Origin of the sequence: Catalinimonas locisalis, assembly GCF_038039535.1 — a bacterium.
Lineage (GTDB): Bacteria > Bacteroidota > Bacteroidia > Cytophagales > Cyclobacteriaceae > Catalinimonas.
Genome location: NZ_JBBPHP010000004.1, coordinates 212,389 through 229,097, shown reverse-complemented (window position 1 = coordinate 229,097; position 16,709 = coordinate 212,389). Strand labels below are relative to the sequence as shown.

The following is a 16,709-nucleotide window of genomic DNA, read 5'->3' as shown; positions in this document are numbered from 1 at the left end:
TGAAATGAGGAGTATCTAAAGCATTCTGGGAGTAGCAATAAGCACAGGCAAAGTAGCTATTGCTCAGAGTGAAGCTAAAGCGAAACCATTAACAACCTAAAACTAATAACTATGTACACATCACTACTCTATGTGAAGAGAATACCTCTCTTCATCATCTACCTATGCTTTAGCATACCTGTACTTGCCCAGGATCTTGCGAGCAGTCAGCAGATTTCTGACCAGCAGGAAAACCTCTCGGAAGATAGGCAGAAGCCGGACAGCGAAGATCAGATGTTTGCCATCGTTACCGGAACTGTTACAGATGCTACAAATGGGGGAGCATTGCCCGGAGTAAATGTATTAGTAAAGGGAAGTACCACCGGTACGGTAACTGATATTGAGGGTAAGTACAGTATCAATGTGCCTAATGAGGATGATATCCTGGTGTTTTCTTCTATCGGCTACTCCCCGCAGGAAATAGCGGTGAATGGAAGAACAGTAATAGACATATCGCTCTCAGAAGATGTACAGAGCCTGGAAGAGATTGTAGTTGTGGGTTACGGTAGCCAGCTGAAAAAGGAAGTCACCGGCTCTGTTCAAACTGTTGACGCCACTGAACTGAAAGATGTACCCGTTGCTCAGGTAACCCAGAAACTTCAGGGTCGCTTAGCGGGTGTACAGATCAACCAAACTACCGGTAAGCCCGGACAAGGCATGTCGGTAAGAATTCGCGGTCAATTATCTGTTACAGGAGGTAGTGACCCACTCTATGTAGTGGATGGGTTTCCCATTAGTGGAGATATCAGCAACATCAACCCCGATGAGATACAGGATATTTCTGTGCTGAAAGACGCAGCTTCTACTTCACTGTATGGTTCCCGGGCTGCCAATGGTGTGGTACTGATCACTACCAAAAAAGGAAAAGCAGGACAGACGAATGTGAGCTTTACTGCTTTTGGTGGTATACAGGAAGTACCCGAAAAAGGGAGACTGGAAATGATGAATGCTGAAGAGTTTGCCCAGTTCAAAAAAGAGTATTACGAAGATGCCGGTCAGCCAGTCCCTGAGATATTCCAGGATCCTTCTGATTTCAGAGGTAAAAACAATGACTGGTACGATGCACTATTGAGAAAAGCCCCTATCCAAAGTTATAACCTGACCATTACTTCTAACAAAGAGAAAGTCAATACTGCCATTATCGCCGGGGTATTTGATCAGCAGGGTGTAGTGAAAAACTCGGAGTTTAAAAGGTATTCTTTGCGTATGAATACTACCTATGATGTTTCTGATAAGGTGAGGCTAGGCTTCAATATTGCTCCTTCTTACATAGAGGATAATATACCGAGAACGGATGGAACACGGGGTACAGGGATCTTATTTAACGCGCTTCATACCTGGCCTATCATGCCTATCTATGATGAAAATGGTGAATTGACCTTGTTTAACAGGTTTCCTGCTGAAACAGGTAATATTTTCGCCTATGCTAACTGGGTACGTTCTGTTGAAGAATTACAAAATGAAACAAAAGATGTGAATGTCTTATCCAATGCGTTTGTTGAGTTTAAGCCTATTCCCGGACTGACTCTCAAATCCACTTTTAACGCGGAAATCTATAATTCAAAGTTTTTCTATTTTAACCCTTCTACTGCCACAGGAAGTATTAACGTACCGCTGCCTACTACTGCGGTTTCTATCAGAGAAAACGTAGAAGATTTTTCCTGGCTGAATGAGAACCTGGCTACCTATTCCAAGACCTTTGGAGATCATAATTTTGAGTTGCTGGGTGGTTTTACTTTGCAGAAGTTTCGCAGAGACAGAACCCGGATACAGGCAGATACTTACGCGGATGACAGGTTACCAACCATACAGGGAGCGATCAATATCAACCGGGGAGGTACCAATAGTGGAGTGGAAGAATGGAGCCTGATGTCTTTCCTTTCCCGACTTACATATAATTACAGAGGGAAGTACTTGCTGACTGCCGCAGTACGTTCGGATGGTTCGTCTCGCTTTGGTTCAGAAAATCAGTGGGGTGTATTTCCCTCTGCATCCGCCGGCTGGGTAATATCTGATGAAGGCTTCCTCCAGGATATTCCTGCCATATCATTTGCTAAGATCAGAGCCAGCTATGGAGTAACCGGTAATAATAATATCGGTAACTATACGCAGTACGCGCTGATCAACAATACTGTAAATGCTGCTTTTGGAGAAAATATAGCGCCCGGCGCAGTAGTTACTTCTTTAGCCAATAGCAACCTGGGTTGGGAAACTACCAAGCAATTTGATATCGGCTTAGACCTAGGCTTGTTTGAGGACAGAATCCAGTTTGTATATGACTATTATACCAAACGTACTACTAACCTGCTGTACAGCGTACAGGTACCACAGGAGTCAGGTTTCTCTAATTTCAACGATAACATCGGTGAAATTAGATTCTGGGGACATGAATTTGCGCTGAATACCATTAATACTACTGGTAAATTTAGATGGACTACCAACTTTAATATTTCATTCAACAGAAATATTGTAGAAGAGCTGGCTGAAGGAATTGACAGGGTATATGGAACCTATCACATCACTAAAGTGGGAGAGCCTTTTGGGCAGTTCTATGGTCATATTGCCGATGGTGTGTACATGAACCAGCAAGATCTTGACAACTCTCCTCAGGTGCCAGGCCGATCCACCGTGGGTAGTATTAAGTTGGTAGATGTTAATGGTGATGGTGTAATTACTCGTGGAGGAGATAACGATGACCGTGCCATCATGGGAAATCCTTTTCCTGACTTCACCTATGGTATTACCAACAATTTCAGATTTGGCAATTTTGATATGAGCATCGTAGGTACTGGTTCTCAGGGTAATGAGCTATTGGTTCGCCACCTTTATAGTACCACCAACCTGGATGGTGTATTTAACCTGATGCGTGAAGTGAAATACCGTTTCAGATCCCCTGAAAACCCCGGTAAAGGTTTCTTTGGTACTACTGTAGGAGGTGGAAATGTAACTGGTATAGAAAGAGACTGGATAAATAGCCGTTTTGTAACGGATGCGTCATTCTTCACCATCAGAAATATTACGCTGGGCTATACTTTCAATGGATTAGGCAATGTGTTCAGGTCTGCCCGCCTCTATACTTCTATACAAAACGCTTACATCTTTACCAATTACTGGGGTGGTTCCAACCCTGAAACCAGTATGGAAAATGACGGAGATGGTGACGGAGGTAACCTGAGCCAGGGCGTAGACCTTTCCGGCTACCCGGTTCCCCGTACTTATACCATCGGTGTAAACCTGAACTTCTAATATGAGAAATATAATCTTTTATATTTTGACAACCTTACGCTATAATACCATGAAAAAAATATATGTTTTATTAATATCACTAGGCTTAGCATTGCCCAGCTGCCAGGATGATTTTCTGACCATTGTACCTGAAACATCCTTAAGTTCAGCTACATTCTTCAATACTGCCTCTGACTTCCAGCAGGCGGTGAACGGAACTTATGTTCCGTTGAGGACTATTTTTGATGACAGAGCCTGGCTGTTAGGTGAAATGCACTCTGATAATACTTACTATGCACGTAATATCCTTTTCGGAGCAACTGAACAGCAGGAAGATATTGCTGACTTTGCCATTCCCAGTGATGGAGGTGTAACTACCAACACGCACGTTACTAATCAGTACATCCAGGATTACCAGATCATTGCCCGTGCCAATCAGGTCTTAGCTGAAATTGATGATGTTGAATTTGATGCGGATCTGAAAAGCAATCTGAAAGGTCAGGCTTTATTTTTAAGAGGCTTTGCCTATTTTGAGTTGGCCCGTTATTTCGGAAGTGTACCGCTGCATCTGGAACCAGTTACTGTTCGTCAGGAAGCTGCCTTGCCACTTTCACCCGAAGAAGATATCTATGCCCAGGTCATCAGCGATGTGGAGCAGGCCGCCAGTTTACTGCCTCCCAAGTCTGAGCAGGAAGAGGGTAGAGCTACCTCAGGAGCAGCTAAAACCCTACTGGCCAATGTATATATCATACAGGAAAGATGGGCCGAGGCAGAAAGCCTGCTCAAAGAAGTGGTAAACAGCGGTGAGTATGCCCTGATGGAAGACTACGCGGATGCATTCTCAACCAGTACTGGCAATAAGAACAATATGGAATCCGTATTTGAGGTTCAGTTCAAAGAAGGGCCTGATGGGCTCAATGGTGATTTTATTTATGCTTTCATGCCTCGCCCAATGGCACCGGAAGAGCTGGTTACTATTACTGGTACTTCCAATCCTCAGCCTCTTAATGGTGAAGGTAATAACATCCCTACCCCCGATATCATTGCGGCATATGAGGAAGGTGATGAAAGAGAAGAGGCTTCCGTAGGTTATATCACCATTGACGGAAGTTTCTGGGCAGACAAAACTTATCCTTACATTAAGAAATTTGCTCATCCTCACTCCCTGCACGCTAATCACGGTATGAACTGGCCCGTTTATCGCTATTCCGAAGTGTTGCTCTTTTTGGCAGAAGCACTGAATGAGCAGGGCAAAGGAGGCGAGGCCGAAGGCTATCTGAACCAAGTACGTAGCCGGGCAGGCTTAGGTCCTGCTGAAGGTGACCTAGGAGAAGCTATCTTCCGGGAGAGAAGAGTAGAGCTTGCCTTTGAGAACAAGCGCTGGTTTGATCTGGTCAGAACAGGTAGAGCGATTGATGTGATCACTGCTTATGGAAATCGTATAAAAGCCAACCCTCAGGATTACTATTACCCTGAAGGTGCCGAGCCCAGAGGCAATGCCTTTACCAATATCAGTTTGAAATACGCGCTACCCGCAGCGGAGGCCGATCTAAGCCCTCATTTTTAGGAGAACGCATATATAACCCTAAATTGCTTCTCAAGCTTTTCAACACACCGGTGAAATGAGCCACATGCTCATTTCATTGGCGTGTTGTTGTTTTAACAGATAGATAAAATTTTGATGGATTTGCAAAAAATGTATCAGACCATAATGGTACAGGATACGTTATTTTATAGAACTTATAAATTTACTGTTTCTATAATTTTGCTAAATAGGAAGTGAATACGGACAAATTGAATTACCTTTTAAGAAATTACTACTGATACATACACCTATGAATCTGAATCATTTAACTAAAGCACTCACCCTCCTCTATGTGCTGATCATTTCAGCCTGTAACACTACCCCAGAGACTGAGGCTGATGTGGAAAGCGGACCTGTTGATCCTAAAGTAGAAAAGCTCAAGCTTCAGGATGGCTTCAAGGCTGAGCATTTATACAGCCCCTCAGAAAATGAAATGGGTTCCTGGGTATCTATGACTTTTGACGATAAAGGCCGCTTGATTACATCTGATCAGTATGGAGCCTTGTACCGTATGGAACTGGCGCCTATCGGTTCCGATTCCTTAACGCCAAAAATAGAAAAACTTAAAATTGAGGTTGAAGAGCCCGTGGCAGACTCAGTCATACAGATGGGTTACGCACAAGGCTTGCTGTGGCACTTCAACAGTCTGTACGTGATGGTAAACCATCGTGGTGATGATGAATTTGAGAAAGGAAGCGGGTTATATCGCCTGCAGGATACTGATAACAATGACCAGTTTGATAAAATTACTTTACTGAAAGCCTTAGAAGGTGCCGGCGAACATGGGCCTCACAGCATCGTTCCCAGCCCTGATGGTCAGTCTCTTTATGTGATTGCCGGAAATCATACCGATATACCGGAGATGGACGCTTATCGCCTTCCTAAGGTATGGACCAACGATAACCTTTTTCCTTTGATCAAAGACCCCCGGGGACATGCAAACGACCGGGAAGCCCCGGGGGGATGGATCGCCAATATTGACTCACTAGGAGAGCGCTGGGAGTTGGTTGGTGCGGGTTTTCGTAACCCATTTGACTTAGCTTTTAATGAAGCCGGGGATATGTTTACCTACGATTCGGATATGGAATGGGACCTGGGAATGCCCTGGTATCGTCCTACCCGTATCTGTCATGTAACCAGCGGTGCTGAGTTTGGATGGCGTACCGGTAATGGTAAATGGTCTCCCGCCTATCCCGACAACCTCCCAGCAGTGCTGAATATCGGCCAGGGGTCTCCTACCGGAGTGCTGCACGGAAAAACTGCCGCCTTCCCTGAGCCTTATCGCCGTGCTTTGTTTGCCTTTGACTGGAGTTTTGGTATCATCTACGCAATCCATTTGACTCCAGAGGGTGCATCTTATCAGGGTGAGAGAGAAGAGTTTATTTCAGGAATGCCTTTACCACTGACTGATGGTGTGATAGGCCCTGATGGCGCAATGTATTTCATGACCGGGGGCCGCCGTCTGGACTCCGATCTATACAGAGTGTATTATGATGGGGGAGAAGAAAGCAATATTGCACTGGCTTCTCTTGAAGAGGCAGATGTTACTGAAGCACATCAACTCAGAACCCGCCTGGAGCAGTACCATGAAGATGGGAAATCTGGTGGGCTGGAAGCAGCATGGCCTTATTTGAATCACGCTGATCGTTTTGTAAGGTATGCCGCCCGCATTGCCGTAGAACATCAGCCCGTAAGCAACTGGCAAAGCAAGGTGCTTGAGGAAGAAGATCCGGTGACGCTGATTCAAGGTACAATAGCATTGGCAAGACACGGCAATAAAAGTTTGAAAAACCAAATCCTGAATAAACTTGCTGAAATAGATTACAGTACACTCAGTGAAGCCCAGCAGGTAGATTTATTAAGAGCATTTGAAGTCACACTCGCACGTATGGGTATGCCCTCTGCCACTACCCGTCAGGCCATGATAGACTACCTTAGCCCCCATTATCCGGCTGATAAAGAAGTGCTCAACGGTTCTTTAAGTAAGCTGTTAGTATATCTGGATGACCCCAATGTTATTGAAACTACATTGACGCTACTGGAAGAAGATAACAGTGGCCTTACAGAACAGGCGAATGCTGCTACTGATGGCTCAGACCTGATCCTGCGAAACCCTCAGTACGGACTGGATATCGCCCAGATGCTTAAAAATGTGCCTCCTGCTCAGCAGACTTACTATGCCACCGTACTTAGCAAACAACGTTCGGGCTGGACTCCAGAACTGCGTGAAAGATACTTTAAGTGGTTCTACGATGCTTTTGACTTCAAAGGAGGTAACAGCTACATAGGCTTTATTGACAAAGCTCGTCAGGAAGCGCTTACCCATGTGCCCAAGAGCGAGTTTGACTATTATAACCAAATGTCTGGTGATTCACTACTTGCTAACAACGGTAGAGATCTGGCTGATGTGCCTCAACCCAAAGGGCCTCGTAATAACTGGGATCTGGAAGAAGCAGTAGCCGTACTGGATAGTGGTGGGTTGGAGAACAGAGACTTTGAAAATGGTCAGAATATGTACCTCGCTACCCGTTGTGTCACCTGCCATAGCATGCGGGGAGAAGGGGGTATCATCGGACCTGACCTTACCCAATTAGGTACTCGTTTTTCTGCCGAAGATATGATTACCGCGATCGTTGAACCCAATAAAACGATCTCCGATCAGTATGCTTCTACTGTCTTATATCTCAAAAACGGTCAATCAGTAGTAGGCAGGCTTACCGATCAGGATGAAGAGAACTATTACCTCTCCCAAAACCCATTTGCCCCGGATGTAATCCGTGAAGTACCCAAGGAGGAAGTAACAGATACCAAAATGTCTGCTGTATCAGTAATGCCTCCCGGTACCATTAACGCACTGGGCGAGGATGAACTTAGGGATCTGATTGCTTACCTCATGGCAGGAGGCAACCCGGATCATCCCATTTATCAGGAAGGTGAAAGTGAAGCCAGTACAGAAAGTACGGAATAAGCTTCTATGTCTTAACTCAATTGTACATTTTAAATACAACCTAACTACGAAACCAAACCCTATGCTGAAGAGAAATTTTTTAAGATACATCCCATTAGGAGCGCTGCTGCTGGCTTTTATAGTCAGCAGTTGCCAAAGCGCTAGCGAGAATAATGCTGAGGACAGTTCCACTGAAGAAAATCTGGCAGTACAAAACACAGCAAATGAGGATGCAGAAGGTTTTGTAACCATCTTCAATGGAGAAAACCTTGAGGGATGGGAAGGTGATCCTGGCTTGTGGAGGGTAGAAAACGGTAGCTTGGTTGGGGAGATCACGCCTGGTAATGAGCTGAAAGCCAACTCATTTATTATCTGGCAGGGAGGAGAGCCCGCTGATTTTGAGCTGAAAACCGAATTTCGCATTACTGAGACGGGCAATAGCGGTATCAACTACCGTAGTGAACGCCTGGATACTATTCCTTATGCACTCCGAGGTTATCAGGCAGATATTGATGGAAGAAATCGCTATACCGGACAAAATTACGAAGAGCGTAAGCGTACTACTCTGGCCTATCGCGGGCAACAAACAAGCATCAGCAGCCAGCCCAACCCTAACGAAGAAGGCTCTTTACGTGCCAACGTAGAAAGGAATGCCTGGAAAAATGCTGAAGTGACAGGAAACCTGGGGGAGGATGAGGCTTTAAAAGCCAAAATCAATGCAGAGGATTGGAACGAAGCCCACCTGATCATTAAAGGGAACCGCATGCAGCACTACATCAATGGCGTTCTGATGAGCGATGTAACAGATAATGATACGGTAAACCGCAATATGAAAGGCCTGTTGGGTGTGCAAGTGCATGTTGGCCCTCCCATGAAGGTAGAGTACAGAAATATCCGTTTGAAAGAATTGTAAAATTTATTGTCTTCTTTCCCTCTTCAGCGTTCTCCCCGAGTAACTCTGAAGATGTAGAAGTACAGTGACATAGATTTTTATGGTAGAAAGCGAGGCAGAAAACCAAAGCTGGAAAAATAAAATCTCCAATCCTGCACAGCTTGGAGGTATTGAGACTTCCGTAATTGACAATGGATTAGGGCGGGGAACTCGTATTGCCTGGCTCAATACTGGGACTGGTTTGCGCTATAAAATAGTGCTGGACCGGGCCATGGATATTGCGGATGCTTTTTACAATCAGCACAGTCTGGCCTGGCTTAGTCATACTGGAATTACCTCTCCTCAGCCCATGAGTCTCCAGGGTATTGACTGGATCAAAACTTTTGGAGGAGGCTTGTTTACCACCTGCGGACTCACCCATGTAGGAGGTCCGGAGTCTGATGAGTATGGGGAACGTGGTCTTCACGGAAGAATCAGCAATCTGCCTGCTGAAGTAGAGTCTGTCATTCAGCCTGATCCATTAGCTGGGAAGATGCAAATGAGCATCACCGGAAAGATAAAGCAGACCCAGGTATTTGGTCCCAGTCTGGAACTTAGACGTACCATTTCCGCTACTCTGGGGCAGGCTTTTATCCGTATCCATGACGAAGTGCTCAACCGCGGAAATACGACAGTACCTCACATGATGCTGTACCATTTTAACCTGGGCTGGCCGCTGGTAGATGAAGGTGCGGAGATTTTATGGAAAGGCAAGTGGCATGCACGGGAAGGAGAAAAAGCAGAAATTTTTAGAGAAGATCATAATTTTCGTAGCTGTCCTCCGCCTATGGAGAGTCACAGTGGAGGGGGAGAAGAGGCAGCATTTATTGATGTTGAAGCAAATAAGCAGGGCCTATGCTGCTGTGGCGTACACAATCCTCAGCTTGAGCTGGCCTTAGCACTTAAGTTTCAAAAAGAGCAGCTGCCCTGGCTGACCAACTGGCAGCACTGGGGCAAAGGTGAGTATGTGACTGGTTTGGAGCCAGGCACCAATCCACCGATAGGGCAGGCAAAAGCACGCAAAACGGATACACTCATTCATCTGGCGCCCGGAGAGCGAAGAGAATATGAGCTGGAAGTGGAAGTATTTGACAATGAAGAAAGCATCAGAAATTTTTTATATCACAACAACTTAAGATGAACACACTACGCTATGGAAACAATTGAAAAAGCGAGTTTAGCACAGAAAGCATTAGATCAGGGCAAAGGTATATTACGTCTGGCTCCTACCTGGGTACCACGCTCTTTCTGCGTACCGGGAAGAAGGATAAAACTACATCCCGATGACTATTATGTGCTGGGAGGAGAACGAGGAGGCATAGATGAGCGCTGGTTCTCTTCCACTACTCCCGCTAAAAATGGACCTCTCACCGGAGAAAATGAAGGACTAAGTGCAGTGGTTTTTACGGATGGAAATAAAGAACAGCAGTTTCTCTTAAGAGATGCCGTCAGTGAACTGAAAGGTAATTTGATTGGCGATCGTATCTGGAATGAGCATGAAAGCTGGCCGATGTACTCCAAGTTTTTTGACAATATGGGGCCGCTTCCTCACCATGTACACCATAATGATGAGTATGCTAAGATGGTAGGACAATTGGGTAAGCCCGAAGCCTATTATTTTCCTCCCCAGGTAAATAACCATGGTGGCGATTTCCCCTACACTTTCATTGGTATCTCTCCCGGTACTACCAAAGAAGAAGTTCGTCAGTGCCTGGAAAACTTTACCAAAGGAGATAATAAGATTACCAATTTCTCTGCGGCTTATCGCCTGGAGCCTGGCACCGGCTGGGATGTGCCTCCCGGATTGCTGCATGCTCCCGGCAGTATGTGTACCTATGAGCCTCAGAAGGCTTCCGATGTATTCGCTATGTACCAGTCGCTGGTGAATGAAGCCATTATTCCTGAGGAGCTGCTTTGGAACTGTACGCCTAAAGATAAAATCGGAGATTTTGATCATCTCATGAATGTGCTGGACTGGGAGCTGAATGTAGATCCTAATATGAAGGAAAATCGTTTTATGGCACCTGTACCGGTTAAGGCAATGGAAGAAATGCAGGCCGATGGTTATGTGGAAAACTGGATTTGCTATAAATCTGATGCTTTCAGTGCCAAAGAACTTACTGTGCTACCCGGAGCGACTGTTACCATCAAAGACAGTGCTTGCTATGGCATGATCATGATGCAGGGACGTGGTACAATGGGTGTTTGGGAGATTGAGACCCCCTCACTCATCCGTTATGGACAACTTACTTATGATGAGTTTTTCGTCAGTGAAAATGCTGCCAAAGAAGGCGTGAAGATCGTGAACACTTCCAAGACTGATCCTATCGTAATGTTAAAACACTTTGGGCCAGGTAATCCTGACCTGAAGCTTTAATTCTTGTGACAAAACCATGATAACCAAATGTCATGGTTTTGAACATTTTATACGTGCTTATTGAATGTGTAATCTTCAATAATTTTCCATATTTTGTTATGGTGAGCATACGGCTGATAATTATTTTTTTAACCATAAAATTTTACAACCTGAACGATGAACAATTATCCAAAACTACACAATGCTACCTGGCCTGGTTTGGTAGGTAAAGGACCTGATTCTGAGCCGGTAATTCCTTTTGATACCATGTTGGAAATGACTGCCGCCGCTGAGGTAGATGGAGTCAAATTTGATGGCGTTGATCTCGGTCTGTTAGACCCACACATTAATGTGGACAGCTCGGATGACGACATCAAAAAAATAGCTGATAAAATTGCCGGGTATAACCTGAAAGTAGGAAGCCTGGTGGCGCCCATCTGGGGCGGGCCGGTGCTGGGCAGCGATGAAGACCGTAAGACCTTTGTAAAAATGGTACGCAAAGCCTGCCATTTTGGAAAAGTATTGCGTGAACACGGTGTCCGTTCCTACGGAGTCATCCGTATTGATACAGCTTCCAGTCCCGAAGCCTGGACCAAAGATCCTGCAGGTAGTAACAAATTGATCGCTCAGACTTTTCGTGAAGCCTGCGATGTAGCTGCTGATTTTGACGAAAAACTGGCTGCCGAAGGAGAAATCTGCTGGGGAGGTATGCACAGCTGGAAAACAATGGTGGATACCTTAGAAGCAGTAGACCGTCCTAATATAGGTTTTCAGGCAGATATGTCTCATACGCTCCTGTATCTACTAGGCTACAACCGTCCGGAAGATCGCATTTTGCCCAAAGATTTTGACTGGTCGGACCGCAAGACGTTGGAAGAAGGGCTGAAAAAAGTTACCGACGCCCTTCGCCCCTGGACGATTGACTTCCACGTTGCCCAAAATGATGGTACTGTTCATGGAACAGGTTCACACGATAAAACTGGCCGCCACTGCCTGGCAACCGACCCTAACGGTAAGCTTGACGTTGCCCATGATGCTGGCTATTGGTTAAGAGATGAAAATGGTAAACTTACCAAAGCTTTTCAACACATCTGCTGGGATGGCTGTATGTTTGACAATGCAGTGATGGAAAAGCAACAAACCTGGAATGATATCTTAGCTACTTTGATCAAAGTCAGAGAAGCGCATGGCTGGAAAGCGTAAGCATACCAGATTTTTTTAAGACTTTGAAAAAATATTAGCAAGAATATGCCATACGTTCAGACGAATGGAATACAGCTGTACTATGAGGAGAGGGGTTCTGGTGATCCCTTATTGCTCATCATGGGAATTACGGCTCCGGGATCTGTCTGGGAAAAGCACGTAGCTGATTGGTCACAGCACTTTCGTTGTATAATGCCCGACAATCGTGGTGTGGGCTTTTCTGATAAACCGGAAGGAGCTTATACTACTGCTCAGATGGCCGACGACTGCGCCGGGCTGCTCAATCAACTGTCAATAAGCAGCGCGGCTGTAGTAGGCGTTTCTATGGGCAGTACTATCGCCCAACAACTGGCAATTCGTCATTCCGAAAAAGTACGCGCAATGGTACAAATGTGCCCCTGGGCTCGCTGTGACCGTAAAGGCGAAGCAATCTTTAGGCATATGATGCATGCCAAGGCACACCTGAGGCCTGAAGACTTTGCCAATTTTGTGCAATTGCTGATTTATCATAAATCAAGCTGGGATCAGGATAGTGTGTACCAGGAACTGATGCAAAGCCAGAAGGACGCTGCTACAGATCCCTACCCACAACCCCTGCATGGACTGGAAGGACAGGCACATGCATGCATTTCGCATAACGTGTTGGCCGAATTGTCCAAAGTTAAACAGCCATCTTTGGTCATTGGCGGCTTGGACGACGCCTTTATTCCTGCATGGATGGTGCGTGAAGTAGCAGAGGCCATTTCAAACAGTGAACTACATCTTTATGAAGATGCAGGACACGCTTTCCATTGGGAAAAGATTGATGATTTTAACCCAAGGGTTCAGAATTGGCTAAAAGAACATAGGTAAAATAAATACTGAGATTAAGCATTAGCAATGAATAAAATACGCATTGGTTGTGAGACCTATACCTGGCAAATGCCAGGTGAGCAATATAAAGATAAGCTGGAGCATATTCTGGAGGTTACCTCGCGGGCCGGCTTTGAAAGCATAGAGCCAGACACCAGTTTTATGGGGCGCTTTTCTGATCCCGTGCTGATGCAGGAAGCATTAGACAAGCATAAGCTGGAACTATCTGTGCTATGCCTGGCTGAAGACTGGCAAAATCCCCAAGAGACTGAAGATGAAAAAGCAAGGGCTGAACAGTGGATCAAATTTTTGAAGCATTTCCCTGATACTATTCTTTTGCTCGTACAGAAGCCTGGAAAAGACCGGGAGAACCTTGCTCAGCGACAGCAAAACCTGCTCTCATGTGTCAACGGGATTGCCAGAAGAGCTACAGATCAGGGTATTGTCTGTTCTTACCACCCCAATTCACCCGCAGGATCAATCTACAGAACCGAAGAAGATTATAAAATCCTCCTGAACGGTCTGGATGAGCAGGTAATTCAATATACTCCGGATGTAGGGCACATCGCCAAAGGGGCTATGGATCCTCTCAAAATCATTCGTCAGTACCGTGAGTTGGTGAACTGTGTACATTACAAAGATATGTATCAGGATGGTAGATGGGCGCCTATGGGTAAAGGGATTATTGACTTTGAAGGAATCACCCTGGAACTTAAGCATACCGGCTTTAAAGGATGGATCATTGTGGAAGATGAATGTGATGAAGCGATCACTGACCCAGATCAGGTGACACTGACTGATGGTATATATTATGATGAAGTATTGAAGCCTTTGCTTCGTTAAGAAAACGGTTTTAATGTATAATCTAAAATTTAGACACTAATGAGCAACAAAAAAGACTTAAGAATAGGTATGATTGGTACTGGGCTTATGGCCCGTACGCATACCAATGGTTATAAACAAGTTGGACAATTTTTTCCTGAACTAACACACCGTCCGGTATTAAAAGTGGTATGTTCCCGTAATCCGGAAAAAGTTAAAACATTTGCTGAGCAGTGGGGGTACGAATCTTTTGCAACTGACTGGAAAGATGTAATTGCCCGCGATGACGTAGATGCGGTAGATATTTGTACTCCTAATGACATGCATGCTGAAATTGCCATTGCAGCGGCTGAAGCAGGTAAAATGATACTATGTGAGAAACCTCTGGCACGTACAGTAGCTGAAGGCAAGCCAATGGTAGATGCAGTCAAAAAAGCAGGAGTACCTAACACAGTGTGGTATAATTATCGCCGTGTACCTGCAGTTAGCCTGATTAAGCAGATTGTAGACTCAGGTAAGCTGGGTAAAATTTTTCATTACCGTGCTAATTTTTTACAAGACTGGACAATCAATCCCGAATTACCTCAGGGAGGAGAAGCACTCTGGCGTCTGGATGCTGATGCGGCTGGCTCCGGGGTAACCGGTGACCTGCTGGCACACTGCATTGACACCGCAATGTGGTTGAATGGGGGTATCAAAGATGTATCTGCTATGACTGAAACCTTTATCAAAGAAAGGGTGCATCAGGCAAGCGGTAAAAAGCAGAAAGTAGGTATTGATGATGCCTGTATTTTTCACTGCCACTTTGATAATGGATCATTAGGCTTGTTTGAAGCTACCCGATATGCCCGTGGTCATAAGGCGCTTTATACGCTGGAGATCAACGGTGAGCATGCTTCACTCCGTTGGGATTTGCACGACATGAACCGACTTGAATTTTTTGATCATGATGACGAAGGTATTGTTCGCGGATGGCGTTCCATACTGGTTACTGATGGTGACCAACCTTATATGGATAGATGGTGGATACCCGGTACGTCAATTGGTTACGAACATACATTTACCCATCAGGTGGCTGATTTTCTAAAAAGCCTTGAAACCGGAGAGCCTTGTTCGCCTACTTTTGAAGATGCATTGGAGACACAAAAAGTATGTGAGGCTGTCTTAGATTCTGCCAAAGACAGAAGTTGGAAAGACACTGATGTAAAGTGGAGTTAAGCACCTGTGCTTTCGTTTTTTCAAAACCATAAGGCTAATACTTATACTTTTACAACTGAAGAATCAAATAACACTTCGCACAATTATTTGTAATTATATAAGAGAGGTAAAGGTAAAAGTCTGGTCAATTACAAAGTATTACGGCGTTTTCTACCCGTTTTTTTCTTGAATAATAAAAGCCACTTTTTTAGTGGCTTTTTTCATGGGTTCGGAGAGTTCACCCTGCTTAGGGCTGAGCTTTTAAATAAAGGAAAAGCGACTTTAACTCTTCATCTGTAAATTCTTTGGTCATCTGCCAGGGCATAAACTCGTTTTGCATCACTTTTCCCTCGGGAGTTTTGCCGGTGCGTAGTGTTTGTATAAAGTCTGCTTCCGTCCAATTGGCCAGCTTACCTGTAGAAGTAATATCAGCTACCGGTGGTGAGCCAGGCACCTGAGGGCTACCACCCTTAAAATTACTGTAGTGACAGCCGGTACAGCTTACTGCAAGATACTCCCCAAATTCGTGTGAAATACTTTTGTCCATATCAGCAGGAGGGATAAACTCATGATCTATCATTTCTACAGGAAACATATGCATCTTGCCAAAGTAGTTGAGTAATTTGCCTAGCGGACGCACTTCAATCGCTGGTAGTTCGCGAGTAACAGCAGCTGACTGGGTACAGTAGGCGATGAGAGCCGCCAGGTCTTTATCAGTCATGTTGGCGGTCTCATGGGCGGGCATAAATAGAAGAGGCTTTTGGTCTGGTCCAACCCCGTGTCTTAGGGCTCTGACCCAATCTTCAGCAGAGTATTGTGCACCAGTACCCCCTTCGCCTTTGGTAAGGTTAGTAGGTACCAGCCTACCCAGGGCAGGGTCATCAATCATTACTCTGCCTCCCAGATCATCACTGTGACAATCACGACAACCTTTGATTACCGACAAATGGGCGCCCAATGCGAGGCTGGCAGAGTCATAGCTTATTTTAGGCACGCTGACCTCATAACCATAGCTTTTTGCAGCTCTCTGGTTGAAATCCCAGGAGACATAGGCGTAAAATAACAGAAGCACCAATACAATTCCCAGTACCGAGAAAAGGGCGATTTTCAAGATTCGCTTAATCATAATAGAGATAGTTTTAGGTGTATAGCGGTAAATAGAAATATGCTAAGCAAAGTAGATAAGGCTTCTGCTGAAATGAATAAATATGATTCGTAGACTTTGCTTCTTCAGGAATGTAAAAATACTACCTTAATTTATAAATAAATCAAAGAAAACCCATGCAGACAATTGACTTTTCTTCTATAAATTAACGTAAAATTGAAATGAGGGCAGGCTTGCTGACTTCCGTAATAATACCCTATGCCTATGCTAAACTGAGGTGAAATTTCTGTGGATTTTGTAGTTCAAGTATAAAGAGGAGGAGCACTGGAAATCTTTTCCCCTAGACAATTGGTAGACCGTTAGGGTGGATTAATATTGATTATCTGAACATGAAATAAACTGACTTACAAAAAGTTAATCCCACTTAGCTTTTTATGATGAAGTTTA

11 protein-coding genes are annotated in these 16,709 nt (G+C 44.8%); 10 read left to right on the top strand and 1 reads right to left on the bottom strand.

Translation table 11 applies throughout. From position 1 onward, the window contains the following. Nucleotides 1-273: 273 nt before the first annotated feature. The 10 genes from WJR50_RS08185 (at nt 274) to WJR50_RS08140 (ending at nt 15,178) form a co-directional block, all read left to right on the top strand. On the top strand, nt 274-3,285 hold the full coding sequence (locus WJR50_RS08185) for a SusC/RagA family TonB-linked outer membrane protein (RefSeq protein ID WP_341292853.1): 3,012 nt from the start codon (nt 274-276) through the stop codon (nt 3,283-3,285). Between the two features lie 49 nt (nt 3,286-3,334). Next, on the top strand, nt 3,335-4,831 hold the full coding sequence (locus tag WJR50_RS08180; protein WP_341292762.1) for a RagB/SusD family nutrient uptake outer membrane protein: 1,497 nt from the start codon (nt 3,335-3,337) through the stop codon (nt 4,829-4,831). A 268-nt stretch (nt 4,832-5,099) separates the two neighbouring features. After that, nucleotides 5,100-7,817: a c-type cytochrome gene (locus tag WJR50_RS08175; RefSeq protein WP_341292761.1), complete on the top strand. Its 2,718-nt coding sequence runs from the start codon at nt 5,100-5,102 to the stop codon at nt 7,815-7,817. Between the two features lie 61 nt (nt 7,818-7,878). Next, a complete protein-coding gene (locus WJR50_RS08170) occupies nt 7,879-8,709 on the top strand; it encodes a 3-keto-disaccharide hydrolase (RefSeq protein WP_341292760.1) in 831 nt (276 codons plus the stop codon). Between the two features lie 79 nt (nt 8,710-8,788). Continuing rightward, nucleotides 8,789-9,868 (top strand): aldose 1-epimerase family protein, encoded by a 1,080-nt coding sequence (locus WJR50_RS08165; protein WP_341292759.1) that lies wholly within the window; start codon nt 8,789-8,791, stop codon nt 9,866-9,868. Nucleotides 9,869-9,880: 12 nt separating this feature from the next. Continuing rightward, the gene (locus WJR50_RS08160; RefSeq protein ID WP_341292758.1) at nt 9,881-11,104 is read left to right on the top strand and encodes a class I mannose-6-phosphate isomerase; all 1,224 of its coding nucleotides are present in this window, start codon (nt 9,881-9,883) and stop codon (nt 11,102-11,104) included. A 156-nt stretch (nt 11,105-11,260) separates the two neighbouring features. Further along, nucleotides 11,261-12,286 carry a sugar phosphate isomerase/epimerase family protein gene (locus WJR50_RS08155; protein ID WP_341292757.1) on the top strand — a complete coding sequence of 342 codons (1,026 nt, stop codon included), beginning with the start codon at nt 11,261-11,263 and terminating at the stop codon, nt 12,284-12,286. Between the two features lie 45 nt (nt 12,287-12,331). Then, complete coding sequence (locus WJR50_RS08150) at nt 12,332-13,138, top strand: alpha/beta fold hydrolase (RefSeq protein ID WP_341292756.1); 807 nt, start codon at nt 12,332-12,334, stop codon at nt 13,136-13,138. A 27-nt stretch (nt 13,139-13,165) separates the two neighbouring features. Then, nucleotides 13,166-13,981, top strand: a complete 816-nt coding sequence (locus tag WJR50_RS08145) for a sugar phosphate isomerase/epimerase family protein (protein WP_341292755.1) — start codon at nt 13,166-13,168, stop codon at nt 13,979-13,981. A gap of 39 nt (nt 13,982-14,020) precedes the next feature. After that, a complete protein-coding gene (locus WJR50_RS08140; RefSeq protein WP_341292754.1) occupies nt 14,021-15,178 on the top strand; it encodes a Gfo/Idh/MocA family protein in 1,158 nt (385 codons plus the stop codon). A gap of 226 nt (nt 15,179-15,404) precedes the next feature. Here WJR50_RS08140 and WJR50_RS08135 read toward each other — a convergent pair whose 3' ends face one another. Next, nucleotides 15,405-16,283, bottom strand: coding sequence for a c-type cytochrome (locus WJR50_RS08135; protein WP_341292753.1), 879 nt, complete (start codon nt 16,281-16,283; stop codon nt 15,405-15,407). Nucleotides 16,284-16,709: the final 426 nt, after the last annotated feature.

What these genes read in the sequence shown, in the direction of transcription:
- WJR50_RS08180 (WP_341292762.1), top strand. Translation starts at nt 3,335, where the DNA reads ATGAAAAAAATATATGTTTTATTAATATCACTAGGCTTAGCATTGCCC.
- WJR50_RS08165 (WP_341292759.1), top strand. Translation starts at nt 8,789, where the DNA reads ATGGTAGAAAGCGAGGCAGAAAACCAAAGCTGGAAAAATAAAATCTCC.
- WJR50_RS08160 (WP_341292758.1), top strand. Translation starts at nt 9,881, where the DNA reads ATGGAAACAATTGAAAAAGCGAGTTTAGCACAGAAAGCATTAGATCAG.
- WJR50_RS08150 (WP_341292756.1), top strand. Translation starts at nt 12,332, where the DNA reads ATGCCATACGTTCAGACGAATGGAATACAGCTGTACTATGAGGAGAGG.
- WJR50_RS08185 (WP_341292853.1), top strand. Translation starts at nt 274, where the DNA reads ATGTTTGCCATCGTTACCGGAACTGTTACAGATGCTACAAATGGGGGA.
- WJR50_RS08170 (WP_341292760.1), top strand. Translation starts at nt 7,879, where the DNA reads ATGCTGAAGAGAAATTTTTTAAGATACATCCCATTAGGAGCGCTGCTG.
- WJR50_RS08135 (WP_341292753.1), bottom strand. Translation starts at nt 16,283, where the DNA reads ATGATTAAGCGAATCTTGAAAATCGCCCTTTTCTCGGTACTGGGAATT.
- WJR50_RS08145 (WP_341292755.1), top strand. Translation starts at nt 13,166, where the DNA reads ATGAATAAAATACGCATTGGTTGTGAGACCTATACCTGGCAAATGCCA.
- WJR50_RS08155 (WP_341292757.1), top strand. Translation starts at nt 11,261, where the DNA reads ATGAACAATTATCCAAAACTACACAATGCTACCTGGCCTGGTTTGGTA.
- WJR50_RS08175 (WP_341292761.1), top strand. Translation starts at nt 5,100, where the DNA reads ATGAATCTGAATCATTTAACTAAAGCACTCACCCTCCTCTATGTGCTG.
- WJR50_RS08140 (WP_341292754.1), top strand. Translation starts at nt 14,021, where the DNA reads ATGAGCAACAAAAAAGACTTAAGAATAGGTATGATTGGTACTGGGCTT.